The organism is Paenibacillus taichungensis, assembly GCF_050994985.1.
GTDB lineage: Bacteria > Bacillota > Bacilli > Paenibacillales > Paenibacillaceae > Paenibacillus > Paenibacillus taichungensis.
This window is the reverse complement of record NZ_CP194720.1, coordinates 5,350,675-5,374,781: the sequence shown is the minus strand read 5'-3', so window position 1 is coordinate 5,374,781 and position 24,107 is coordinate 5,350,675. Positions and strand designations below refer to the sequence as shown.

Annotated in this window: 25 protein-coding genes; 19 read left to right on the top strand and 6 right to left on the bottom strand. The window is 47.8% G+C overall.

Annotation, left to right across the window (positions count from 1 at the left end):
- Nucleotides 1–39: 39 nt before the first annotated feature.
- Both ACR1R9_RS24130 and ACR1R9_RS24125 read left to right on the top strand, forming a co-directional pair.
- Nucleotides 40–528, top strand: a complete 489-nt coding sequence (locus ACR1R9_RS24130; protein WP_433922488.1) for a hypothetical protein — start codon at nt 40–42, stop codon at nt 526–528.
- 31 nt (nt 529–559) lie between these two features.
- Complete coding sequence (locus ACR1R9_RS24125; protein WP_180287229.1) at nt 560–745, top strand: hypothetical protein; 186 nt, start codon at nt 560–562, stop codon at nt 743–745.
- Between the two features lie 90 nt (nt 746–835).
- Here ACR1R9_RS24125 and ACR1R9_RS24120 read toward each other — a convergent pair whose 3' ends face one another.
- Complete coding sequence (locus ACR1R9_RS24120) at nt 836–1,297, bottom strand: MarR family winged helix-turn-helix transcriptional regulator (RefSeq protein ID WP_433922489.1); 462 nt, start codon at nt 1,295–1,297, stop codon at nt 836–838.
- 452 nt (nt 1,298–1,749) lie between these two features.
- Here ACR1R9_RS24120 and ACR1R9_RS24115 point away from each other — a divergent pair, with 452 nt between their 5' ends.
- The 3 genes from ACR1R9_RS24115 to ACR1R9_RS24105 all read left to right on the top strand — a co-directional run bounded on the left by ACR1R9_RS24115 (nt 1,750) and on the right by ACR1R9_RS24105 (nt 4,249).
- Nucleotides 1,750–2,481, top strand: a complete 732-nt coding sequence (locus ACR1R9_RS24115; RefSeq protein ID WP_076290499.1) for an ABC transporter ATP-binding protein — start codon at nt 1,750–1,752, stop codon at nt 2,479–2,481.
- Nucleotides 2,482–2,500: 19 nt separating this feature from the next.
- Complete coding sequence (locus ACR1R9_RS24110) at nt 2,501–3,751, top strand: ABC transporter permease (RefSeq protein ID WP_433922490.1); 1,251 nt, start codon at nt 2,501–2,503, stop codon at nt 3,749–3,751.
- A gap of 114 nt (nt 3,752–3,865) precedes the next feature.
- Nucleotides 3,866–4,249 carry a hypothetical protein gene (locus ACR1R9_RS24105; RefSeq protein WP_063567819.1) on the top strand — a complete coding sequence of 128 codons (384 nt, stop codon included), beginning with the start codon at nt 3,866–3,868 and terminating at the stop codon, nt 4,247–4,249.
- A 175-nt stretch (nt 4,250–4,424) separates the two neighbouring features.
- Here the strand turns inward: ACR1R9_RS24105 and ACR1R9_RS24100 are convergent, their stop codons facing one another.
- Nucleotides 4,425–5,693, bottom strand: coding sequence for an NAD(P)/FAD-dependent oxidoreductase (locus tag ACR1R9_RS24100; protein WP_269053858.1), 1,269 nt, complete (start codon nt 5,691–5,693; stop codon nt 4,425–4,427).
- 169 nt (nt 5,694–5,862) lie between these two features.
- Here ACR1R9_RS24100 and ACR1R9_RS24095 point away from each other — a divergent pair, with 169 nt between their 5' ends.
- The 3 genes from ACR1R9_RS24095 to nadE all read left to right on the top strand — a co-directional run bounded on the left by ACR1R9_RS24095 (nt 5,863) and on the right by nadE (nt 9,134).
- Entirely contained in the window at nt 5,863–7,584 is a 1,722-nt protein-coding gene (locus tag ACR1R9_RS24095; protein ID WP_433922491.1) for a two-component system sensor histidine kinase NtrB, read from the top strand.
- 168 nt (nt 7,585–7,752) lie between these two features.
- Nucleotides 7,753–8,187, top strand: coding sequence for a BrxA/BrxB family bacilliredoxin (locus ACR1R9_RS24090; protein ID WP_053779648.1), 435 nt, complete (start codon nt 7,753–7,755; stop codon nt 8,185–8,187).
- A gap of 137 nt (nt 8,188–8,324) precedes the next feature.
- Nucleotides 8,325–9,134, top strand: a complete 810-nt coding sequence (gene nadE, locus ACR1R9_RS24085) for an ammonia-dependent NAD(+) synthetase (RefSeq protein WP_076290496.1) — start codon at nt 8,325–8,327, stop codon at nt 9,132–9,134.
- A gap of 94 nt (nt 9,135–9,228) precedes the next feature.
- On the opposite strand, the gene ACR1R9_RS24080 is transcribed toward nadE, so the two are convergent.
- On the bottom strand, nt 9,229–10,044 hold the full coding sequence (locus tag ACR1R9_RS24080) for an alpha/beta hydrolase family protein (protein WP_433922492.1): 816 nt from the start codon (nt 10,042–10,044) through the stop codon (nt 9,229–9,231).
- 186 nt (nt 10,045–10,230) lie between these two features.
- On the opposite strand from ACR1R9_RS24080, the gene acpS reads away from it, so the two are divergent.
- Together acpS and mutY are read left to right on the top strand one after the other, a co-directional pair.
- The gene (gene acpS, locus ACR1R9_RS24075; RefSeq protein WP_076290494.1) at nt 10,231–10,647 is read left to right on the top strand and encodes a holo-ACP synthase; all 417 of its coding nucleotides are present in this window, start codon (nt 10,231–10,233) and stop codon (nt 10,645–10,647) included.
- Nucleotides 10,648–10,705: 58 nt separating this feature from the next.
- Complete coding sequence (gene mutY / locus ACR1R9_RS24070) at nt 10,706–12,037, top strand: A/G-specific adenine glycosylase (protein ID WP_433923658.1); 1,332 nt, start codon at nt 10,706–10,708, stop codon at nt 12,035–12,037.
- Between the two features lie 116 nt (nt 12,038–12,153).
- On the opposite strand, the gene ACR1R9_RS24065 is transcribed toward mutY, so the two are convergent.
- Complete coding sequence (locus ACR1R9_RS24065) at nt 12,154–12,765, bottom strand: superoxide dismutase (protein WP_024632995.1); 612 nt, start codon at nt 12,763–12,765, stop codon at nt 12,154–12,156.
- 538 nt (nt 12,766–13,303) lie between these two features.
- On the opposite strand from ACR1R9_RS24065, the gene ACR1R9_RS24060 reads away from it, so the two are divergent.
- The 9 genes from ACR1R9_RS24060 (at nt 13,304) to ACR1R9_RS24020 (ending at nt 21,203) form a co-directional block, all read left to right on the top strand.
- Nucleotides 13,304–13,729 (top strand): GNAT family N-acetyltransferase, encoded by a 426-nt coding sequence (locus ACR1R9_RS24060; RefSeq protein ID WP_024632996.1) that lies wholly within the window; start codon nt 13,304–13,306, stop codon nt 13,727–13,729.
- Between the two features lie 402 nt (nt 13,730–14,131).
- The gene (lepB, locus tag ACR1R9_RS24055) at nt 14,132–14,758 is read left to right on the top strand and encodes a signal peptidase I (protein WP_433922493.1); all 627 of its coding nucleotides are present in this window, start codon (nt 14,132–14,134) and stop codon (nt 14,756–14,758) included.
- Between the two features lie 178 nt (nt 14,759–14,936).
- Complete coding sequence (gene queG / locus ACR1R9_RS24050) at nt 14,937–16,778, top strand: tRNA epoxyqueuosine(34) reductase QueG (protein WP_099858753.1); 1,842 nt, start codon at nt 14,937–14,939, stop codon at nt 16,776–16,778.
- A 15-nt stretch (nt 16,779–16,793) separates the two neighbouring features.
- Nucleotides 16,794–17,825 carry an HD-GYP domain-containing protein gene (locus tag ACR1R9_RS24045; RefSeq protein ID WP_076290491.1) on the top strand — a complete coding sequence of 344 codons (1,032 nt, stop codon included), beginning with the start codon at nt 16,794–16,796 and terminating at the stop codon, nt 17,823–17,825.
- A 223-nt stretch (nt 17,826–18,048) separates the two neighbouring features.
- Nucleotides 18,049–18,312, top strand: coding sequence for a YneF family protein (locus ACR1R9_RS24040; protein ID WP_076290490.1), 264 nt, complete (start codon nt 18,049–18,051; stop codon nt 18,310–18,312).
- A 79-nt stretch (nt 18,313–18,391) separates the two neighbouring features.
- A complete protein-coding gene (gene folE, locus ACR1R9_RS24035; RefSeq protein ID WP_076290489.1) occupies nt 18,392–18,985 on the top strand; it encodes a GTP cyclohydrolase I FolE in 594 nt (197 codons plus the stop codon).
- A gap of 261 nt (nt 18,986–19,246) precedes the next feature.
- On the top strand, nt 19,247–20,101 hold the full coding sequence (locus tag ACR1R9_RS24030; protein WP_433922494.1) for a lipoate--protein ligase family protein: 855 nt from the start codon (nt 19,247–19,249) through the stop codon (nt 20,099–20,101).
- 70 nt (nt 20,102–20,171) lie between these two features.
- Nucleotides 20,172–20,396: a hypothetical protein gene (locus ACR1R9_RS24025; protein ID WP_053779639.1), complete on the top strand. Its 225-nt coding sequence runs from the start codon at nt 20,172–20,174 to the stop codon at nt 20,394–20,396.
- 186 nt (nt 20,397–20,582) lie between these two features.
- The gene (locus tag ACR1R9_RS24020; RefSeq protein WP_433922495.1) at nt 20,583–21,203 is read left to right on the top strand and encodes an S-layer homology domain-containing protein; all 621 of its coding nucleotides are present in this window, start codon (nt 20,583–20,585) and stop codon (nt 21,201–21,203) included.
- A 135-nt stretch (nt 21,204–21,338) separates the two neighbouring features.
- On the opposite strand, the gene ACR1R9_RS24015 is transcribed toward ACR1R9_RS24020, so the two are convergent.
- Both ACR1R9_RS24015 and ACR1R9_RS24010 read right to left on the bottom strand, forming a co-directional pair.
- Nucleotides 21,339–22,616 (bottom strand): Fe-Mn family superoxide dismutase, encoded by a 1,278-nt coding sequence (locus ACR1R9_RS24015; protein WP_099858749.1) that lies wholly within the window; start codon nt 22,614–22,616, stop codon nt 21,339–21,341.
- 197 nt (nt 22,617–22,813) lie between these two features.
- Nucleotides 22,814–23,842: an alpha/beta hydrolase gene (locus tag ACR1R9_RS24010; RefSeq protein WP_076290486.1), complete on the bottom strand. Its 1,029-nt coding sequence runs from the start codon at nt 23,840–23,842 to the stop codon at nt 22,814–22,816.
- Nucleotides 23,843–24,107 lie beyond the last annotated feature (265 nt).

Here is a 24,107-nt window from a genome sequence, read left to right as displayed (position 1 = left end):
ATCTATAATTTACAATAATGGAATGGGAGGCGAGTGAAGATGAGCAGGCAATCACTGCAATCGTTCTGGTTAATATCCTTTACAATCAAGCTGCTGGCAGTCCTTATGACCTGCATTTCGCTTTCCATCGTTGTCGGACTCATGAAATATGTTCCCTTGGCAGAACGAGCGGAACATACATATTACTATCCCTTCTGGTATACATTGATCATAAGCATTCTTATCAACTTGGCTCTTCTTCTATTTTTGACCCTGCCTCTATCATTATTTGTGGATAATGTGCTTGCTTCTCTGAAAATGAACAGACCTATATCCAAGGTGATAAGTGCAATCGTAGCTTATTTTCTTCTTGGTGTAGGTAGTGCGCTGTTGTTCTCCATCTTTGTGTACAGAATGCATGCCTTTCAGAATGCTGGCCCTTATCAATACGTGGTAACAACAACGTTTGTTTTTTTACTGTGGCAATCAGGTCTGGGATGGATCTTGAATAAATTTCGTAAGCAGAAGCAGCAGACCAGCACAGGATAATATAGATATCTCATTTAGAGTAGGGGTGAGGATGATGTTTCCCAATAATCTGAATTCGTCCAAGGAAGATGAAGCCAAAAGAAAGTACGAAGAGACTCAGAGGGAGATTGAGGGTCACAGCCGCTCAGGTCTGTCCAGCTACATTGTCGATTTGCTGATTGCAGGTGGATTGGTTGTCGCTGTCCTCACGGTGTTGATGTGGATTCTGTACCTTTGATTAGATTAATAAACAAATTCGAATAACCGGTACCGCCTATTAAGGCGAACCGGTTATTTTTAGTTTGGATCAGGTGATATGGCGCTGCCCTTAGCCGTTTGCGGATAAACGATCCGCACCGAGTGCAAGCCTTTCCAACAGCTCAGAGAGCAATGTCTTATCATCTTCGCTCAGACCGCTGACAGCACGATCTATTTTGTGTGCGTAGCCTGGATAGATCTCATCCATCGTACGCTGGCCTTCTTTGGTCAATTCTACGAAAATGATGCGTCTGTCCTGCGGACAGTGTTTTCGATGTAAAAGTCCCTTTTGCTCCAGCTTGTCAATGACATAAGTGACATTCCCGCTCTGCAGCAGAAGCTGTGCACCGACTTGTTGAATAGGCTGTGCTCCTTTCATATATAACACTTCGAGCACCCCGTAAGCGGTGGGGTTGAAGCCATGCACTTTGCTTCCGGATACAGCGTGTTCATTCACGCTCTTAAATGTCTGGGCCAAGGTGCGGTACAGATGAAGAGAACGTTCGGTTCCGATTTCCTGTAATTCCAGCATACTGATCCCGCCTTTTCAGATTTATTGGAGTTGATGAATTTACATTTGACGATTCAGAGGTTCGCCATATTTCTATTGTAAGCATCTGTTTGCACGAAAAACATGCGATATGTCACAAGATTTGCATTTTTAGCAATTAAAATTTAATCATTTTTCGTCTATATAAATTGAACTAAACATTTACACGAGAACGGAGAGGACAGAAATAACCTGAAGAAGCGGAGCGTTCGCCTTTATCCTCGGATTTTCTCCTTTAAAAAGAGAATAAAAAAATCTGGGGATAACAGCGATTGGAAGGTTGTTCTGGCATCGGAGTGGTAAGTGTAAAATAATCTTTGTTCCATTTAATATAGAAAAGAAAAGCTCAAAATGATCAAACAATTCCTCACGAACTCGATTACAATATCATTAAAGAACCGAACAAGCACCTGACAGGACAGGGAGTGAATGATATGGAAATCGAAAACGAAGATACAGGCGCACAGGAGTCCATATTGGACGTACATATTACGGAAGCAGGATATGAGGCGGGGCAATCCACGATTAGGAACATCCGATTACACGTGGCGCCAGGGGAACTGGTGGGTATTATCGGACCGAATGGGGCTGGCAAAAGCACGACCATCAAAACATTACTTGGTCTGCTTGAACATGCAAAGTATGAAGTAACCATTGGGGGAGACGGACGTTATGCCTATATCCCGGAACAACCTGTTTTTTACGAATACATGACCCTGTGGGAACATCTCGATCTGGCAGCGGCTGCCTATGAGATGGAGGAAGAGGTCTTTGTTGCCAGGGCGGAGGAGATGTTGGTTCGTTTCGGCATGGACCACGTTCGTAATGATCTTCCGGCTAGTTTCTCCAAGGGGATGCGGCAGAAAATGATGCTGATGATCGGCTTCCTGTCCTCGCCAGATGTATATATTGTGGACGAGCCTTTCATCGGACTGGACCCACGCGCAACCAAGGATTTTCTGAAGTTGTTGGACGATGAGCGCCGCCGTGGTGCGGGTGTTCTTATGTCAACGCATGTACTGGATACCGCTGAGCGAATCTGTGATCGGTTTATACTCATTCAATCCGGGCGCTCAGCTGCCGAAGGAACACTGGACGAAATCCGAGCAGCCGCAGATTTGCCGGACGCCTCGTTGTTTGATTGTTTTGACACACTGACATCCTAACCGGGAAGGGGGGAGGAAGATGGAGACCTCTCGAGCATACACGCCACTTGGTTTATATAGACGCAGACGCAAGGAGCACTTCAATGAACAGTTAAAAAACCTGAAACTGGTAGTAGATTGGACGGTATGGGTATACCTGCTTATTCCGGGTCTGCTGTATTTCAGCGGATGGTACGTGAGTTTATGGTCCAAACCACTGCCCTCATGGGCGACCGGATTAACGCTGCCTACACTGACAGGACTGATCGACGTCATTATGCTTACAGGTGGAATTCTTATATTTGTAGAGGAAGCGGATGTGTTATTCCTGAAGTCGCGGTCGCTGTGGATGCGTACATTGATGAAACAAGGGATCTACCGGGCTTGCTTGCAGCATTTGGGTAAAATGATTGCAATTACGGCGTTGACTTCACCACTATGGTCCCGTGTGTATGACATGTCATTTATCCATATCGCACTAATAGCGATTTGGTTTGGCGCAGTAGCTTCATTCCAGGTCATTGTACTTCATATGACGAAAGTACGTTATACCGGATGGAGACGCTGGATTCGCATGATCCCTTTAGCAGTTGCCATGGGCATTATCACGATTGGAGTAACATCCTGGATGCATGGACACATCTGGACACTGCTTGCAGGTATTGTGGCCGCAATCCTTCTTCTGATTTTGGTTGGCCGATTGAGGCTGGAGATGAAGGGAACCTTTGAGGGCGATGTGCGTGAAGATTTACGAGAAAGGCTAAAGTTCACGGCCCTTTTACTGAGTCGATCTGTAACCAAACCGAAAGCACCACGCACCCGGACGATCATATTCCGCAAGCAGCGCAAGTTGCTGCGGCATCGAACGATCTCTAATCGGACAGCTGAGACGGCATTCAAAGCATTTTTTCGTAACTCCTCGACCATGAAATTGTACTTGCAGCTTGGCGGCCTTTCGATTGCTGCCGTTGCTTTACCACCTTTCCCGGTCAATGTAATCGTGTGTGGCTTGTTGGTCATCATGTTGAGCGTACTTTTCTATCGTTCCTGGGAGGTATTTGCAACCTCGGAGTACGTTCAGCTTGTATCCTATGATTCCGAGGCGTTAAATCTTGCAGGTGTGACCATGGTACGGATGTTGTTTGTTCCGCTAGGGATTCTAATGGGATTTTCACTGGGAGCAGCCTGGCTAGGCTGGCTGGAAGGTATCGTTACGGCTGCGGCTGTCGTAGCATTCGGACTGTTCGTCCTATCTATAACAGGCTGGATTCGTTACATCCGATCCGCTTAGTTGATATTCTTCCTTGTTCAGTAGCATATCAGATGAAGTAACTGACCATGCTATAGGAGACGGGTCTTACGATTTTGAAAGTAAGGGATCGGCTCTCGCAAGGAGGAAAAAATCATGTTGGATGATAGTGAACTTCAGGTACATTTTGCAGACAATGCAGCGTTGCTCGCGGCGCAGGCAACTTTGGAGGAACTTGGGTATAAGCCATACCAGTCAGGGCCGCTTGAATTGTACATTCCTACAGATCGACAGGATACGCTATCTGCTGTGGAAATCGTACAGTCACACGGAGGAAGTGCGGTGTTTCTCTCCGAAACAGATGGATTGGATCAGTTTCAGAATATTTCCATTCCGGCTCATCTCGTGAATGAAGATTGGAATGAAGGTTATGCGAGCGGAACCCAGGGGGGCAATCCCGAACAGGAGATGTCTAACCGGGATGAAGATCCGACATTCGATGATTCAGTGGATGGTTTCTCGGGCAGTGTGAAGGCGTAAATACAACAGGGGCAACGATGCTGCTTGCCTTGTTGGTGACAGTGATTCTGGATTGCATACACCTCAAAAAAACCTCGATACCCCGCCGATAGCGGGATGTCGAGGTTTTTTCATGCTCTTAATAAACTTACGTGATGTGGCCCCTAACTCTGTCCATCAACATCCTATGTTCAAGTCATGAGCGAGCGTTTTTATACTCTGCAGCATGCATGCCAGCCGTGTACCCCGTTGAGAAGGCAGCGGTAATATTATAGCCTCCCGTGTAGCCGTGAATATCCAAAACTTCACCGCAAAAGAATAGTCCCGGCAGCAGCTTGGATTCCATTGTTTTGGGGTATATTTCCTTTAAGTGGATTCCCCCACCAGTCACAAAGGCTTCTTTGAGAGAACGAGTTCCGTCTACGCGGAAGGTGAAATCTTTCATTAACCCCACTAATGCACTTAACATGCCTTTGGGGAAATGGTGAAATGTGAGGTCTTCGCTGATCTCTGCACGCTTCATCATCAATGGAATCATGCGCTCAGGAACCCATGTTTTGAGTATGTTTTTGACGGCCTTTCGGGATTCCTGCTCCAGCACCTGCTGAACCTGTGCTTCCAGAGCACCGGGGGACAGATCGGGGAACAGATCAATACTCATCGTGACCTGAGGGTTCCCAGATTTCATTTGCACCTTGCGAATGAACTGGCTGCAACGAAGCGCGATCGGTCCTGATACGCCGAAATGGGTGAAGATCATATCTCCGCGATGGGAGATAACCGATTTGCCTTTGGCATCTAGAACAGATAACCCGACATCCCGCAAGGACAAGCCTTGCAGTTCTTTGGATTGAATCCAGCTCTCACCAGACACAATCGGCACTTCCGTCGGATACAGCTCTGTAATCGTATGTCCAGCCGCTTCAGCCCAAGGGTAGCCATCCCCGGTTGATCCGGTTTGAGGGACTGATTTACCCCCGGTAGCGATAATAACTGAGCGTGCAAGTACCGTTGTACCAGAAGCCAGCTTTACGCCCTGCACGTGTTGACCATTCTGAATTAATTCCTTAACCGGCTGTTTGGTGCGAATCTCTACCCCAAGGGAAACAATTTTGCCTACCAACGCATCAACGACCGTTTTGGCTTTATCGGTTACCGGGAACATTCTCCCGTTATCTTCCTCTTTCAGGGCAATACCGAGATTTTCAAAAAAACGCATGATTCCCTGATTGTCCAGATTCTGAAATGAACTATATAAAAAGCGTCCATTGCCCGGAATATGCCGGATTAGTTCATCCGTCTCCTTGGCATTGGTCACATTGCAGCGACCGCCGCCAGAGATCCCGAGTTTACGGCCGAGCTGATCTCCTTTATCCAGCAGAAGCACTGAGGCTCCATGCTCAGCAGCGGCAACACAGGCCATGAGGCCCGCAGATCCACCGCCAATTACAATGACATCATACATGCATTATTACCCTCTTTTTTCATTGATTTTGTCTGTTTTCCGAAAACCCTGTCTACTCCTGCCTGTTTATGAAACAATACAAATGTATTAGCAGTTCTATTATGCAGTCTTAAGGGATATATTGTAATATACTGTCGCCTATGTTTTAATCAGAAATACATGAGGGAATGTGCAGGCAGAGGAGGGAGATGGCATTGTGGTTGCGTTGAAGGACATTCTTTTACAAATACTGCTTGCAGGAGCTGCGGTATTCCTGATTCCATTATTGCACTTGGGGCTCTCCAAGCAAGCGGTCGCCAAGGCAGGATATCATAGGATGGTACAGACCAGTTTTGCCGCGACCAGTGTGGTGAGCATGTTGCTATGTCTGCTTTTTGCCCACTATGGGAGTCCGGTGTCAGTTCCCATCTCCTTGGGCATTGTGCCCCTGACGCTAGTCATATTGTATTGCAGGCCTCGCATTGGTCTAACGCTGTCTCTTCTCCAGATACTCTTCTATTTTCTCTTTGCGCATCCCTATAATCTGTACGGATTTCTACTTCAAACGGGCATCCTTCTCTATCCTATTGTATGGTTGTCAGCCAAACGATTCAAGCATTATACACGTTCACGCAAAATGGCAACAGTTATCGCCTTAATAACGGCAGAGCTGGTTGTGTCCAGTGTACTGTATATTCCATTGATGGAAAGCCAGCCAACATTCTCAATAGTACAGTGGGTATTGCTAGCGCTGGGATATACCATCGGTGCAGTTCTTGCTGGAAGTCTTAGTATGCTCTGGATTGAACAGATGCAACATCACCGGGGGCTTGAGCAGCATTTGTCTGAAGTTCATCATAGATACATAGCCGAAACGGAAAAGCTTAACCAAATTCTGAATGCTGTTCCTTTATCCATCGCAACCGTAGATAAGGAAGGGACCGTGCAGTTCGTCAATGATACGATGGAGCAAACGGCGCGGGATCAACTGCCCTGCACAACCACACCGGATTTGATTGGGCAACCTGCGAGTCAGTTTGTCGAACAAGCCCAGGCAGACAAGATGGAGAGCAGTATTCGTAAAGCCATTGTTCATGGAGAAGTGAGTGGACTTACGGTGCGTTACGGTTCAAACGTGTTCCAATCCCGGACCGTTCCCATCTACGCGTATTCAGCAGAACTGCCAAGAGAGGCTATCGGAGCCATGTTGATCATTCAGGATATTACTGAGCTTGAAATGCTGCGAAGCGAGCTCGATAATGTGGATCGCCTCAGTCTTGTCGGCCAAATGGCTGCAAGTATTACCCATGAAGTACGGAATCCGATGGCGGTTGTGCGTGGTTTTCTTCAATTAATGCAGGAAAAGAGTCCAGAGTCCCTGGATCACTATTACCGGATCGTTCTGGAAGAGCTTGATCGGGCGAATAGCATTATTAATGATTTTCTGTCATTGGCTCAGAATCGAATTGCCGAGAAAGAAGAATCCCAGCTGCATGATATCATCCATGAACTAAGTCCTTTGTTATGGGCGGATGCAAATTTGCGAGGTCAGAGTATTGAATTTATGCTGGCTCACAATGTGCCGAAGCTGCATCTGAATTCAAAGGAAATCAAACAAGTGGTACTTAATCTGGCTCGTAACGGGATGGAAGCCATGAATGAAAAAGGGGTACTTACACTTGAGACCCGGTTGGTGGATGACACCGTGGAGCTGTGTGTGCGAGATACAGGCCCAGGAATACCTAGAGTGAAGCAGGAGAAGCTGTTCGAACCTTTTTTTACGACCAAGGCCAAAGGAACCGGACTGGGATTATCCATGTGTCTGAGTATTGTTGAACGGCATAACGGAACCATTACCGTCGAATCGGAGGAAGGGCAGGGTACAACTTTCAAGGTTGCATTTCAACGCTGAACTTTAAGCATGTTTTGCCAAGGAATGAGACATAATATTGAAGGAGAAGCCTTTCCGCAGGCGGTGTTTGAACCTTGCTTTCATTGATTAGGGATGTATAATAGGAATAGCACAAAAGCATTTAATTTTTTAAATAATAGAACTCACATGTTTAAGGAGTGAAACCGAATGTCTATGTCATTTGATCAATACATGAAAGATATGGTTCAACCGATGCGGGATGATCTGACTCGTTTGGGAATTCAGGAGTTGCGTACTCCAGAAGAAGTTGAAGCAAGTTTGCCGGATGCTAAAGGAACCGCTCTGGTTGTCATTAACTCGGTTTGCGGATGTGCCGCAGGTCAATGCCGTCCAGGTGTATCCCAAGCACTTCAACATGATATTACACCAGACCACCTGTACACAGTATTTGCTGGTCAGGACAAAGAAGCTACAGCAAAAGCACGTGAATACTTTGCACCGTATCCTCCATCTTCACCTTCCATCGCTCTGATGAAAGACGGAGAACTCGTTCACTTTATTGAGCGTCATCAAGTGGAAGACCGTTCTGCGGAGGAAATTGCGGCTGAGCTCACAAGTGTGTTTGACCGTTACTGCCGTTAATTAGCTCAAGCAACGCCCCGCCTTTCGGATGACCGATGCCGGGGCGTTTCATTTTGAGCAAATAGGGTTATTGAACCATTCGGACCTTTCAAAATGGACATCAAATTTCATTAATTTAGAAACGGGGTGTGTGAACGATGAGTTTGCAACAACAGATCATCGCTGAATTGAAGGTTAAACCAAGCATTAATGAAGAAGAGGAAGTGCGCAAGCGCGTTGACTTTCTTAAAACCTATGTGAAAAATGCCAATTCCAAAGGATTGTTAATTGCAATCAGTGGCGGGATTGACAGTGCTGTAGCAACGGCGCTTTGCAAAAAAGCAACGGACGAGCTTACAGCAGAAGAGAATAAGGAATACAAAACGCTGGGTGTATTCCAGCCTTACGGTGAGCAATCGGACATTGACCATAGCTATGCCGTGGCCAAAGCTTATGACCTGAAGCATGTCGTAGAAACCAACATCGAAGATGCAGTTAACGAAATCGCACTGGAAGTGGAGCAAGGTTTCAAATCCATGGGCAGCCCGCGTCATATGACTCACCAAGGCAAAGGGAACGTGAAAGCGAGAACCCGTATGGTGATGCAATATGCTCTGTCCTTTGAGGAAAACCTGTTGGTTGTCGGAACAGACCATGCCTCTGAAGCCATCACGGGCTTTTACACCAAATGGGGCGACGGAGCCGTGGATATTACACCACTGAGCACCCTGAACAAACGTCAAGTGCGTCAGCTGGCTGCGTATTTGAACGTGCCACAGGCCATTTTGGACAAGGCTCCATCAGCAGGACTCTGGGAAGGCCAGACCGATGAAGATGAACTGGGCATTTCGTACGAAGCGAACAGTGACTATCTGGAAGGCAAACAGATTGATCCGGCTGCACAAGAGCGTCTTGAAGCATTCTACACACGTACCCATCACAAACGTAATGCCATTCCTGGCATCTAATATGGATTGCAAGCATGCCATGATATGGACAATGCAAGCATCTGAACAGCAAAGAGTCACTGCATAAGGCAGCGACTCTTTTTGTTATGCAAGATTAGTTAATCCAAGTTGCGATCTGACGAAGTGTTTCTGCGATCGCCTGCTCAAGCTGCGGCGTCGATTCCTTGAATGGATGCACAGTGTTAAAAGTATGATTTCCGCCGGGAATCTGGTGCCACGGGATATCCGGGCGAGCCTGAACCAGTGCGGCCGAGCCGTTACGCAGCCGTGTGCCGTCCTCTGTCCCCTGAATAAGTGCCACACGCAGAGGGGAAGAAGCCAAACGATCAATGATGGCGTAACGATCCTTATGCTTGTCCAGATCTTCCAGAATGGACACGTCCAGAGGCATCTGCTGGCCGGTTCGCCCGTTCGTGACATGGCTGCGGCCCTGTGTGCGCATTTCTTCTTTTTGTTCAGGGGTAAAGAGATCCAAGTTGGTTACACCGTTCCAGGAGAGTACGCCTGCAATCTGTTCGGGATGATCCAGTGCGTACACCAGGCTTACGCCTGCACCGCGGCTATGTCCAAGTAGAAATACCGGCAGTTCGCTAAATTCTGGCTGTGTGAACACATAATCAAGCAGTGTTGCCAAGTCGGCAAGCTCTCGGCTGTACGTATTGATTGCAAACTTTTCAAGTTCAGAAAATTGCTCCAGATCTACTCCAACTCCGTTGTGAGAGAAATTGAAGGTCAGGACGTGATAGTTCTCGCTTAGCTGGGATGCAGTGTAGGGGAACATGCCCCAGTCTTTGAAGCCTTTGTAACCGTGAGCCAGGATAATGATTCCTTGAGCGGGTTGCCGTGCGGTGAATATATTTCCGCGAATGATGGCATCTCCGCCAACAGGCTGTTCAAATGCTGTGGACATATCTTATTCCTCCTAAAGTTTCATCTATTTCTGATTCATATTTTAACATAAATGGTAATGTGGACGAAGGTGCTCGCATCCGTGCGCGCCTCCTGCTACAATAGAATACGTGTTCGGATAAGTTACGGATCAGATGACCGAATGGAGATCGTTTACAGCATAAAAGGTTAAGCGGGTGAAGCGTTGATGATATATGGCATTGGAAACGACGTGCTTGAGATTGGGCGTATGCGCAGGCTGTTGTCAGGTCAACACGCCGAAGCGTTTATGAAGCGGATTTTAACGCATGCAGAGCGAGAGATTGCGGATCATCGGGGCAAACGGATGGTAGAGTTTGTATCCGGTCGATTCGCAGCAAAGGAAGCGGTGTCCAAGGCGTTTGGCTGCGGCATTGGAAGCATGATGAGTTTTACCGACATTGAAGTGCTGCCTGACGCGAAAGGGCGTCCCGTTGCCACACTTTCTGCTGAAGCATGGGAACGACTGCAGCTGCCGTACGGCAAACAGTATGATATTCATTTGAGTATTACGCACCAGACGGAGCTGGCTGCGGCCTTTGCTATAGTAGAGCAGATGGGGAAGACGGTACCCGGATCTGAATAGTAACAATGTGGGAGAACGTGTGAAGAACGTAAGCATGGTAACAGGAGAGGACGGGAATATGGGTTTATTGGAACAGAAACGACATTTCAGCGTGAATTTGCTGGATTGGTATATGGTCAACAGACGGGATTTGCCGTGGCGTCGCCACAACAATCCTTATTTTACGTGGGTATCGGAAATTATGCTTCAACAGACTCGGGTGGATACGGTGATTCCGTATTTCAATCGTTTTATCGGGAATTTTCCGACCGTACAGGCTCTGGCTGAAGCACCGGAAGAAGAGGTCTTGAAAAATTGGGAGGGACTCGGATATTATTCGCGTGCCCGCAATCTTCAGGCGGCTGCCAGACAAGTCATGGAGCTGCACGGTGGGGAGATGCCTCAGGACAAGCAAGCGGTCTTTGCGTTAAAAGGGGTGGGCCCGTATACAGCCGGGGCCATTCTCAGCATTGCCTTCAACCAGCCGCAGCCAGCGGTGGATGGCAATGTGATGCGGGTTCTGTCCCGATACTTCCTCATTGATGAGGACATTATGAAGGGCAGCACCCGGGTGTTGATGGAAGAGCTCGCAGGAGAGCTCATTCCGGAAGGGCGTGCGCGTGATTTCAATCAGGCGCTGATGGAACTTGGCGCGCTGGTGTGCACGCCCAAAGCGCCGCACTGCCTGACTTGCCCGGTCATGGAGCAATGTTCCGGCCGCATTGCCGGACGGGAGCTCACGCTGCCGGTCAAGACCAAGGCGAAGCCGCCGCGCCCTGAGCAGCGGCTGGTCGCCATTGTGGAAGGCCGCGGTGCTCATCGCGGCCGTGTACTTGTGCGCCAGCGCCCAGCAACGGGCCTATTGGCCCGCATGTGGGAGCTGCCGCATGTGCTGGCGGCGCCCGCCACAGCCGGCAAGAAGGCGGGGCCGCTGGCAGATGAGCCGGCCATGGCTTTGCTTGCCGGCAGTCTGTGGGCGGAAGGCTTCGCTGCCCGCCCGGAAGGGCTGGCTACCCATGCGGAGCATGTGTTCAGCCACATTGTCTGGAGCCTGCAGGTGTACAAGTGCACTGAGCAGGACCAGAGTAACGAGCTTCCGCTAATCGCTGCGGAAGCCAGAGCCGCCTACGATGCACAGGCAGCTGCCAAGGAAACCACTGCTCCAGCCCAAGCATCGGAGCCGGGCATCATCGATGCAGCCAATATCTCAGGCTCATTTGATGAGCAGGGGGAGCCGTTGTCGGCAATTGCCGCAAGTGACCCGGCGCATGATGTAATGAGTGGTAAAGGCGATGGCCTAATCTATCGCTGGATTGGTCCGGAAGATATGGACAAAATGGCATTCCCCAACATTTTTCTGAAGCTCATCAGCAGTTATTTTGCAGGAGCATATGACGATGTTAGTGAGTAATGGGTGCCTGCCATACCAATATTAAATCAACCAACGTGCAACAAACAAAAGTACACAAAAAAGAGCCTGATCCGGTCGCTTTGACCGAATCGGGCTCTTTAATTATGCTGGCAGTCTTATTTCGCTGCAGCGTAACGTTTGTTTACTTCATCCCAGTTGATTACATTCCAGAAAGCACCGATGTAGTCAGGGCGTTTGTTTTGATATTTCAGGTAGTAAGCGTGCTCCCATACATCCAGACCCAAAACCGGAGTCAGACCTTCGAAGAGAGGGCTGTCTTGGTTAGGTGTGCTAGTGATGGACAATTTTCCATCTTTACCAACTACGAGCCAAGCCCAACCAGAACCGAAACGAGTTGTAGCTGCTTTAGCGAAATCTTCTTTGAATTTGTCAAAGCCACCCAGTTCGCTATCGATTGCTGCTGCGATGTCGCCAGTTGGAGCGCCGCCGCCGTTAGGTCCGATGATTTCCCAGAACAGGCTGTGGTTAGCATGTCCGCCACCATTGTTGCGAACGGCTGTGCGGATACCTTCAGGTACGCTGTCAAGGTTAGCAATCAGATCTTCCAAGCTTTTACCTTGCAGTTCAGGAGCGCTTTCCAGTGCTGCGTTCAAGTTCGTTACGTAAGTATTGTGATGGCGATCGTGGTGAATTTCCATCGTTTGCGCATCAATATGTGGTTCCAGTGCGTCGTTAGCGTAAGGAAGTGCTGGTAATTGAAAAGTCATAATGAAATACCTCCTGAGATTTTTGAATTTTTGTTAAGGTCAGCATTTTGCATAATTCAATTCGAATCGCTTCCGGTACAAGTTCTAGACGAATAGGTTCACTTCGATCTATATCTTGCTGAGTGAAAGTCGCTCACAGGATTTATGCAAATTGCTCAGGTACCTATGTAATAATACCCTTGTCACTAATATTAAACCGCATTCGGGCTAATTAAGCAACATTTTTGTTTATTAAGTCCCCCCCAGACGTTAATCCATTCATGGGTCAGAGATAACAAACATATTTTACCCATAATGAAACTATTTATGTGATTTTAGGGCTTTGAATAGAGGAGAAATTTAATATTCGGATGTAAACGGTTACAATTAAGCGCTTTCAAAAGAAAATGCGTGTTTTATGGCGTAAAGTATGGTTTAATTGACGGAGAAGCGGTATTTTCTCGTTTTTTGTCATTATATGAACATTGGGTTTTTGGTAAAAAGGGGAGCCCCTTTTTGTAAAACCTCATCTAAGCTAACGAAAAGGGAGATTTAAGACATGCACGTTCGTTCCTTTCAGTTGAGTGATGCAAGCCAGATGACAGAGCTTCTCCAGGTTGCACTATCGGAAGAATGTTATGAGAACACGATGGGCCCGTTTGCCCGTCAATTGTCATGGGATTCTGACCTGATCATGGTTGCGGAAGAAGAGGGAGACCTCGTCGGCGCTTTGATCGGTACGATTGACCACAACCAGGGATGCATCTATCGTATTGCGGTCCATCCAGACTATCGTCGCCGCGGAGTCGGCAAAAAACTTGTCGAGGCCATGGAACAAAGGTTCCAGCAGCGTAAAGTCAGTCAAATATGGGTGGCGGGTGATGAGCACAACAAAGTAGCCATGCCTCTTTATGAAGCAATGGGTTACGGTGCCAATCAGATTATGAGCGCTTTCCAGAAACTCAGTATTTTGTCCAAAGCTTAGTTTGCAGGGTTAAAAAAGAAATATAACAGATTTTCATTTCATATTAGGCGTATCTTTCAACGTGTAACAACGTGAGGGATATGCCTTTCTATTTATATGGGTGCTATTCACCGATTATTCCCCTTTTTTCGCCACTTCTGAACGCCATTCCATTTAAATTAATCCCTGGTTCAACTGTTTTAATCTCGTTGTTATTCACCCTTCAAGTTGTATTGGTGCTCATAACCAATTGTTTCACTCTTGCAAATGAAGTAGAATTGAAAGGATTATGATCACTCAATTTTGGTAATATCAGAACATATAAACGCGGAACGCCAGCTTCCTGATATTTTTAAGAAAAACTTTCACTATATACAATCTGTCTTCCTTGAAAGTATGTCGATCGACGTTTTTTTTCACAAAATGGATAAACGAGGTGTCTCTTTGAACTCCAATAATCTTTCAACGGAGCATGTAGCTTCCAAGGAACGAAATGGTCCGGGAGTGCCTGATCCACCGGGGAAATCCTGGGGTGCAGAGCTTTGGGACTGGGTGAAAACCATAGTGATTGCTTTTGTAATCATGATGCTGTTGAACCTGTTTGTATTCAATCTTTCGATGGTCAAAGGTCAATCGATGCAGCCGACGCTGGTTGAGCGGGATCGTCTGTTTGTAAATAAAATTGTATATGATTTTGGGACACCGTCCCGATCAGATGTTATTGTGCTTCGTGATCCAAGCGAAGGTGTGGAGAAAAAAGATTTTCTGGTCAAACGGATTGTGGGACTTCCTGGAGACACAGTTGAAGTAAGGGACCATCATTTATTCGTGAATGGGGAGCAGCAAGCCGAAACGTACACGGATACGGAGGTTCAGGACCCTGATTTTGGACCGATTACGCTGGAAGCGGATCATTACTTTGTAATGGGAGATAATCGTCATGAAGGCAAGAGCAAGGATAGCCGTGTGTTTGGCAGCATTACTTCCAGTGAAATTGTAGGCAGGGCGGAGTTTATTTTTTGGCCGTTCTCAGAAATTAAAAAATTGTAAAATGTTAGCAGGACAAGGACAACAACTTCACGCTGCATTTTGCGTTAAACGATATAGACTCGGTTTCTTTTTAGCTCCGGTATGTCCGACTTGTATATCGAAATCAGCGCCTGTCCTCCCACCTGAGGCGGGCGTTCACTATTTGCGGAATTAGCGTGGAAGAAGAGAGGGAATAGATATGACGAGTGTACAGACCGGAGCAGCAAAGGCAGCAGCTGTATGGGAGAAGTTAAAACAAGAGATTAAGGCAGCAGCTCCCGAGATGGGTATTGATGATATAGGATTTGCTTCGGCAGAACCATTCGTGACCTTGAAGTCCATTCTGGAGCAACATCGGGCGAAAGGATTCGAGTCCGGATTTGAGGAGCCTGATATTGAGAAAAGGATACGTCCAGAGTTGAAAGATGGCGAGCCTGCTTCGCTCATTGCGATTGCCGTGGCTTATCCATCGAAGATGGTTAATCCGCCGAAGTCGGAGCCGGGTGCATACCGTGGTATTCTGGCTCGTTCCGCCTGGGGTCAGGATTATCACCAAGTCCTGCGTGCAGCAATGGACAAGCTGGTTCATTTTATACGTGAACGCGTACCTGAAGCCATGATTGAAAGTATGGTAGACACGGGGGCGTTGGTGGACCGTGCTGTTTCCCAGCGTGCGGGGATTGGATTCAGTGCCAAGAACTGTGCCATTATATCGCCCAAATTCGGTTCATGGATCTTTCTCGGCGAACTGGTCACGAATATCCCGTTTCAGCCAGACAACCCGGTGACCGAGGATTGTGGTGAATGTACGAAGTGTATTGATGCCTGTCCAACTGGAGCACTGGTCGGGCCGGGACAACTGAATGCACAGCGCTGCATTTCGTTTGTGACCCAAACGAAAGGCTTCGTGGATGAAGAGTTTATGCTCAAAATTGGCAACCGTCTGTACGGTTGTGATACCTGTCAGATTGTTTGCCCGAAGAATCGGGGTAAAAACTGGGACCACCATCCTGAGTTTCATCCCGATCCGGAGATTGTAAAACCTTTGCTGATACCGTTGCTAGACATCGGTAACCGTGAATTCAAAGAGCGCTTCGGCCAAAGTTCCGCCGCTTGGCGGGGCAAGAAGCCAATTCAGCGCAACGCCGTAATTGCCCTTGGCAATTTCAAAGACAAAACCGCTGTACCGAAACTAACGGAGGTACTGAAGCGTGATCCGCGTCCCGAGCTGCGGGGAACTGCAGCTTGGGCGCTGAGCAGAATTGGAGGAGAAGACGCAATGAGAGCCATTGGGGAAGCTGCCGCTAACGAACAAGATGGGAACGTGCTAAGCATGCTGCAGAAGGCCAAGGAACGACTGAGTTCGTCCGAGACCTTACCCGATAAGCCTCAGGCAGAGCCAAAGAGCAACGATAAGCCTGAGGATCAGAAGGAACAGAATAAGACACCCGAACAGGAAAATGGGCAGACGACAGAGCCTGCCAAACCAGAAGCTGCAGCATGGAAACCATCAGCCGTAACAGGTCTGCATGGTACGCCGGTATATTACGATGAGGTGCTAACGCCGATCGGTACACTTACGCTCTGTGCGACGGATAAAGGCCTGTGTCACATTGATTTTGGTGCATTCCATGTGCGCGAGGCGCATTTGCAACAATGGGCTCGTACATGGATTGGCGAATATCGATATGAGAAAAATGAAGAGAAGCTGAGCGAAGCTGCACAACAGTTGAAGCAGTATTTTGCAGGAGAACGAAAAGCGTTTGATCTGAAGCTCGATTTGTTTGGAACACCATTCCAGCTACAAGTATGGCAAGTCCTGTCCGATATATCTTATGGAGAGGCCTCAACACACCAACAGGTTGCGGAAATCATCGGCAGACCCAAAGCTGTTCGCGCAGTTCTGGATGCTATTAGTAAAAATCCGATTCCGATTATTATTCCCTGTCACCGCATCAGCGGTAAAGACGGAACCCTGGTGGGTTATGTAGGCGGGCTGCAAACCAAAGAGCAATTGCTCAACTTGGAGCAGCAATCGTAAGAGCGGGGGACGTTCATGAAGTATGTTAACGTGGAGAGCGTGGAGGCGGGGGAGCTTCTGGGCAAAACCATATATTCCGGCAACGGCACGGTGTTGCTGTCTGCCGGAGTCCAGCTCACCGTATTTATGGTTAATACGCTGAAGCGTATTGGCGTGACCATGCTGTACATCCAGGATGAAGCGTATAAAGATGTGGATACAGAAGACATTCTGGATGAAGCCACGAAAAAGGCAGTAATTAATGAAATGAGTGTTACGCTCGATTCTATCCGTTCCGGGAAAGACTGGAGCCCGAAGAAGGTCGCCATCAGCATAGATAAATTGTTGAACGATGTTCTGAACGGGCGTGAACTGCTTGTTCAGCTCACAGACATTCGGACCAAAGATAACGCACAGTATGTTCACGCCATGAATGTATGTTTGCTTTCTTCTGTCATTGGTCTGAATCTGGGGCTTAACTATGTGCAGCTCAAGGATCTGGCCGTCGGAGCTCTATTGCATGACATCGGCAAAGTGGGGGAGCCACCTGGCAGCGGTTCAGCAGCAAACTCATCCCTGCATCACACGTGGAAAGGGTTCGAGTTGATCAAGTCCAAACGGGAGTTTAATCTGCTTGTGGCACATACGGCTCTGCAGCATCATGAGCATGTGGATGGTACGGGACTACCGAGGGGCATTCAGGGAAAAGACATTCATCTTTTCGCTAAAATCGTCAGTGCAGCTAACACGTATGATAATCTGATCAATGGCCTTTCGGGTAGAATTATGCTGCCACATGAAGCCTGTGAAGAGATGATGGCGATGTCTGGCACGAAGCTGGATCGTGACATTCTGATCGAATTCAACCGGAGTGTGTCCGTTTATCCGAATGGAACAGCAGTTCGATTGTCTACCAAAGAGACCGGAGTCATTGTGCGTCAGCACCGGGGTCTGCCTGGTAGGCCGGTCATTCGGGTGGCACGTGGCAGTACACGTTATGATCTGGATGTGATTGAAGTGGATCTGGCTCAGCATACAACCGTTTTCATAGAGGCGGTACTGATGTAACTTATACGGATGCTCCTGAGAGATTTACTGAATGTTTTCGATCTGTTTTCTGGATGTTAAATTCAGCGTATAGCTGGAAAATCCGTTTGCTCAAGGCGTGCGGAAATGCTATGATAACTTTCAGGAAATCCGGTGCGTGTCATGTTTGCATCGTGAGCGTATAACATCATGTGCTGACACGGATCATCAGGCTTTTTAGATTGCATACAGAGGTGTCTAAGAGATGGAAATAGCAATACCGATTATTACATTGATTGTTGGTCTGGTCGGAGGATTTTTCATTGGGGTATACTACTTGCGGAAACAGCTTGAGAAAATGCAAAGCGATCCCGACATGCTCCAGAAGATGGCGAAGCAAATGGGTTATAACCTGAACGGCAAGCAAATGCAGCGCGCCCAGCAGATGATGAAGAACCAGCAGCCAGGCGCGAAGATGCCTCAGCCGCAACAACATCCTGCGCGTAAAAACTCGGGCCGCCGAAAATAATAGCTGTGAGCGAGCATTATGCATAATGCTGAAGTGAATAGCTGCTTACAGTATGTGGTTCGAAAGGAGGCGTTCGGCAGTGGCTGGCGTTAAAGATTATTTGAATTCAAAAGTATCCGACAATCGGGAGAAGATCGAGTATCACATTGAACAGATCTTGCAATTGATCGGTGAGGATAGTACGCGGGAAGGGCTGCTGGAAACGCCTGCACGCGTAACCCGGATGTATGAAGAGATTTTTGGCGGGTATGAAGTGGACCCGCGCGATGTACTTGGTGTGACGTTTGACGAGAATCATGAAGAACTGGTCATTGTGAAGGACATTGTCTATTACAGCCAATGTGAACACCATATGGCGCCTTTCTTCGGCAAGGTGCACATTGGATATGTACCGAGCGGCAAAATTGTGGGATTGAGCAAAATGGCCCGTCTGGTGGAGGCAGTTACCCGCCGCCTGCAGGTTCAAGAGCGCATTACCTCACAGATTGCCGATATTCTGACTGAGGCGGTAGAGCCGAACGGTGTCATGGTTGTCGTGGAAGGCGAGCACTTGTGCATGTGTTCCCGCGGCGTGAAGAAGCCGGGCAGTAAGACGGTTACATCTGCTGTACGTGGTTCTTTCCGTGACAATCCGGCACAGCGCGCTGAGTTCCTGTCGCTGGTAAAAGATTAAAAGTTCGGGCTCATTCCACACGTTGGACAAGCCAGAAGCGTTGAATCCTTCGGCACCATCATGTTGTTTCCATTTCATTCGGCATTTTGCTGAATCTGAAATGGCAGTATAGATGCTTGTGCCAATGGAAGCTTTCTTAAATAAGCCGTGTTCCCTGGGGAACCGGCTTATTTATATATTATTTTTGCATTCATGAGGATACATAAGGGTCATGTAACTATTTCAATTCATCCAGATTAGTTTAGTCGGAGGCTATCTTATATGAGTGTACCGTCCAATTCAGATCAACCCGGATCGCCGGGAGCAAAGCAGCAGATGCAGCTGGATCATTCATTGCCTCTGCAAATTTGGGAGACACCGCTGCTGCGGCACGGGAGCAGTGTGCTTGAAGCATTTGCTTGGGAAGAAGTCATGTGCCGCCGGGTGGGAGAGAGCCAATTGCCCGTTGCTCATATATGGCGGCATCCAGATGCCTTTGTAGCAGGATTGCGGGATCGGAGGCTACCACAGGCGGTAGAAGCGATGGAACGCATTAGAAGTCAGGGAACAGCGGTCTGCGTTCGTCCATCCGGTGGTGCAGCAGTTCCCCTGAATCCAGGGGTGGTTAACGTATCTTTAATTTTGCCTAACCCTGGACGCGCCATCAATATTCACGATGATTTTCGGGAGATGGCCTCACTGATTGCAGAATCGCTAACACCTTGGTCAAGTCAGGCACGTACGGGGGAGATCGAAGGCGCCTTCTGTCCTGGCGATTATGATGTCAGTGTGGGTGGACTGAAATTCTGTGGTATTGCCCAGCGCAGACAGGCCAAGGCTTATATCATTACGGCCTTTATCATCGTGGAAGGACAAGGGGACCAATTGGCAGCCGACGTGCGTAAGTTCTATCAGGATGCAGCAGACGGTGCCAGTGAAGGATATCCGGATGTTCGGCCCGGAACGATGGCGAGTTTGCAGGAACTGGCAGGTGTCCCTTCTGCTGCGGCGTATACAGCCTCGCTGGTACGTACACTGCGTCAGCGTTTTCCCCTGGCGCAGACGAGCCGTGTGTTGAGCGTGGATCGGGAAGCCGTTAGACGGACGGCTGAGCAGATGAAACTGCGTTACGATTAGGTTCAGAAGCTTGGACTTGGAATTGGGTAATAGAGATGATATGATGTGATTTCGGAAGGAGAGTGTCTACATGGAAACTTTAAGATATACGTACTTATATGAGGTCATTTCAACAGGCGAAAAGTCTGAATTTAGCCAAATGGCTACAAGCAAGGAAGAAGCAGCTGCCCTGATCGTTGCGCGTATCGCTGATCTTGAATTTACAGGTGAAGAAGATATCAAGCTGGGCGATCTGATCGCAATTAGCAAACAGGTTGGCGACAACTATGTTGCCTGTGAGGGTTGCGCTTCCTAAGGTAAACGCTCTGCATAGTGGGCCTCAAATGATAAGCAAGTCTCTAGTATAGGGGCTTGCTTTTTTGTATCTGTATTTGGATTATTCGATTCAGGTGTGCCTCGCTGAACAATAAATGAACGGGAAAATATGTTCATTTGAAGGTGGTTTTGCGAAAATGCGAGAAAAGGCATATTTTCACGAAAAATGCCGATAAATGTTAGTACTTTCTCCATTGTTAAGGTCAAAGACTGGACAGACAACACATTAAAAGCACAACCTTATATTCAGGGGTACACGGATGGCCGTTTCCGACCAGAGCGTAATGTAACTCGTGCGGAAATGGCAACATTAATCACGCGTATTCTGGGAACATCTGCTCTTGAGGGAAGTCATGAATTTACAGATGTAACATCCAGCCACTGGGCACAGGCGTCTATATCAGCAGCAGCCCAATCCGGTTCTGTTAAAGGTTATACAGATGGCAGCTTTAAGCCGGATCAAGCGATTACCCGCGCGGAAATGGCTGTCGTGTTACAGCCGTTATTAACATCTGATCAGATGACTACTGCGCCGACAGCATTTAACGATATGAACGAGCATTGGGCGCAACAAGCAGTAGAACAATTAAGTTCGGCGGGAGTAGTTACCGGATACAAGGATGGAATGTTCCGTCCAAGTCAGCCGATAACCCGCGCTGAAGCTGTTACAATGCTGAATAAGCTGATCGGTCTTCAAGCTGAAACGAATGCGGCAGGACATTGGTCGGATGTACCTGCCACACATTGGGCTTATGAAGCGATTGAGGCAGCTTCTATCCGCAAGTAAATAGTTGTATTCAAACTCAAAGAGATATCTTTCAGTCATTCGGCTGGAGATATCTCTTTTTTTACATCAACATATAGCACCATGGATTCAATGCGCTCCAGAGTACTCCCCGATGCTATGCTTAGCCCGAGAATCCTAATAAGGCGGCCATAACAGCTTGCGTGCAGTTTCATAACGTTCCGCCACAGCTGGCCAGTACACAACCTTCCACCAGTCCTCGATATATTTTTTGCGTTCATTCTGGTGTTTCAGATAGTAGGCATGCTCCCATACATCAAGCGGCAGGAGAGGCACAATGTCGGACTGAGATAAATTCTGGTGTTTCTCCGCTTGTAAAATTTCCAATCTATGCGCCCGCGGGCTCCATACCAGCATGGCCCATCCGCTGCCTTCTACTTTGTTGGCGGCTTCGGTAAATTGATTCTTGAACGCTTCATAGCTGCCAAAATCCCGCTTGATCTGCTCTGCGAGCATACCGGAAGGCTTGCCTCCGCCTTTAGGGTTCATGATCGTCCAGAAGATCGTATGCAGGTAGTGGCCTGCGCCATTAAATGCGAGTTCGCGTTCCCAATGTTTGACGAGTTCAAAATTATTCTTTTTCCGCGATTCTGCCAGCTTTTTCTCCGCGGTGTTCAGTCCGTCCACGTAGGATTGATGGTGCTTGTCATGGTGTATGCGCATCGTCATCTCGTCAATATGTGGTTCCAGCGCATTGTAGGCGTAGGGTAGGGGTGGCAGTGTGTGCCCTCCAATAGGCACGGGTTTCTCCTTGACCGGCGCAGCTGTAGAGTTGGTTGTGTCCTCTGCATTTGCATCGGGAGACTGTACAGTCGCTGAAGATTGTGCCTGTAACGCTGGAGTGGAGTTATTGATTTTTCCCGCAACATTGGACGATTCTTCTACAGCTTCACGATAGGGCTGTTCGGAAACGGGCGTTGAAGCAACTTGTACTTGTACGTTGGGATCAGACACCAAATCTCGCAAAGCTCCAGATTGTTTCAGCGTTTCAAGTACCCCCAGGAAATACTCGGATTCACGTATAAAATGCAGAATAACCACTTTGGCAATCGGCACTTGCTGAACAGCAGTACTTTGCTCCAGTAGGACGTACAACTGTCTAATGAACTCTCGCGATTGTGTGCAGGCAGCCGCTACGAGTTGTTCAATGCAGCGGATGATGTAAGGAGCAGGCGGCTGGGTTCCAGGCAGTATTTGCTTCAACAGCTGATTCGCGACTCGTTCGCTATTCTCAAAGATCGCTTCCCATTCCGCAAGCCATTTAACATAAGAGGGTTCAAGATCAGGGACCAAGGCACGAATGACAATCGTATGTTCCTTCTCTTGCTCTTTCCAGAAACGGACTTCTTCGAGTATCCGCAGAGGAAGCAGATGCCCATATCCATACCAATTCATAAGCGGTAAACCTCCGTTCAGATGAATTTGAATTCAGATCCAGCAAAAGAAATGAATTTTGTTTCCCCGGTTCGCTCAATTTTGTAATGTACAAGGTAGAGCTGTCTTTAATTACATCCCAAAAGTATATTCTTCAGGTATGTTGTCCTATGTACACAAAAAAAGAGCCCCCTAGGGGCTCTTGAATTATCGGATTTTCACGATTCTCCGGTATTGGTATTTTCCACATCATCGCTGCTCGTCTTCGTCACATGACTCAGGAATGTGGAGACACGGCGCAGATATTCCTTCGGATGCTCCCGGAAGATCAGCTCATGATGCGCACCGTCCACAATCCATTCATCGGAATTTGAATTGGTTTGGTTGCCGGCAAGCAGCTCAGCAATCGGGTAAGGAGCTTTCTCATCCTCGGTACCATGGATGAAGAAAATCGGGAAAGGATAATCTTCTTTTTTCACTTCTTGATACGGAATCTGCTGCAATCCGGTCCCGTTCAGAATAGGGAACAGCAGGTTCATAATCTCCAGCGTAGGCTGACGCGGAAGATCAATCTGATTATGGATGTTGTGATAAAGCGTATCCGGCTCAAGCAGGAACGTGCTGTCCAGAATCATAGCATCCACATCTTTGGTAATCAGCCCAGTTTGCAGGGCTGTACCTGCACCCATGGAGAATCCCCATACGACAAGCTCCTGAGCTCCGCGCTGCTTCGCAAACTGGATAGCACCAAGCAGCTGCTGGGACTCGGCTTTGCCGCCTGTAGCGACAGCTTTGTTCACCTGTGAAGCGAAACCGTAATCGAACATCACCACATTGAAGCCAAGTTGATGAGCATAATGGGCCAGGTCATACATCGGTACCCAGGTTTCTTCACGATTCGCACCATATCCATGGCTGAATATGATGGTTTTGTTTGCATTATCATCAGCCGGAATATACCAACCCTGCATCGTTCGACTGCCGTCTGCTGCCGGAAACGTGATGTCTTGATACTTCATGTTCTTCGCCTGCATGGGATTGGAGAATACAGGCGCTACAGTTGGATTGGATAATACCCAAGCAATATAACCGTGTAGTGCAATGAAACAAAAGAGCAGAAAAAATACAACGGAGAGCAACAACGCCACGACAATATGTTTGAACCGGATCAGCCTCGGTGATAACGAAGAAGGCAGATCTGACACTTTCGTTTGCAGCGGGGCTTCGCTCTGGGATGTCGGATACATGATTGCCCCTCCTTTAAAAATCAAATGAAGATAACAACGAGACGAACAGAGCGGATAAATGATTTTTCTGACTACTTATGAAGCAAAATCTTAATTTAATATATCTTTATCGTATGTTCCAATATAGTCAAAGTCAATTGATTGAGGCCATTTGTTACGCAATTGTTATATAGTTCTGAAGATATATGGGTAACATTTCCTTAGGGTGCAAAATGCAGGGGATTCTAATTTATAAAAAGAAAATATTTACAAATATCCCTATTCC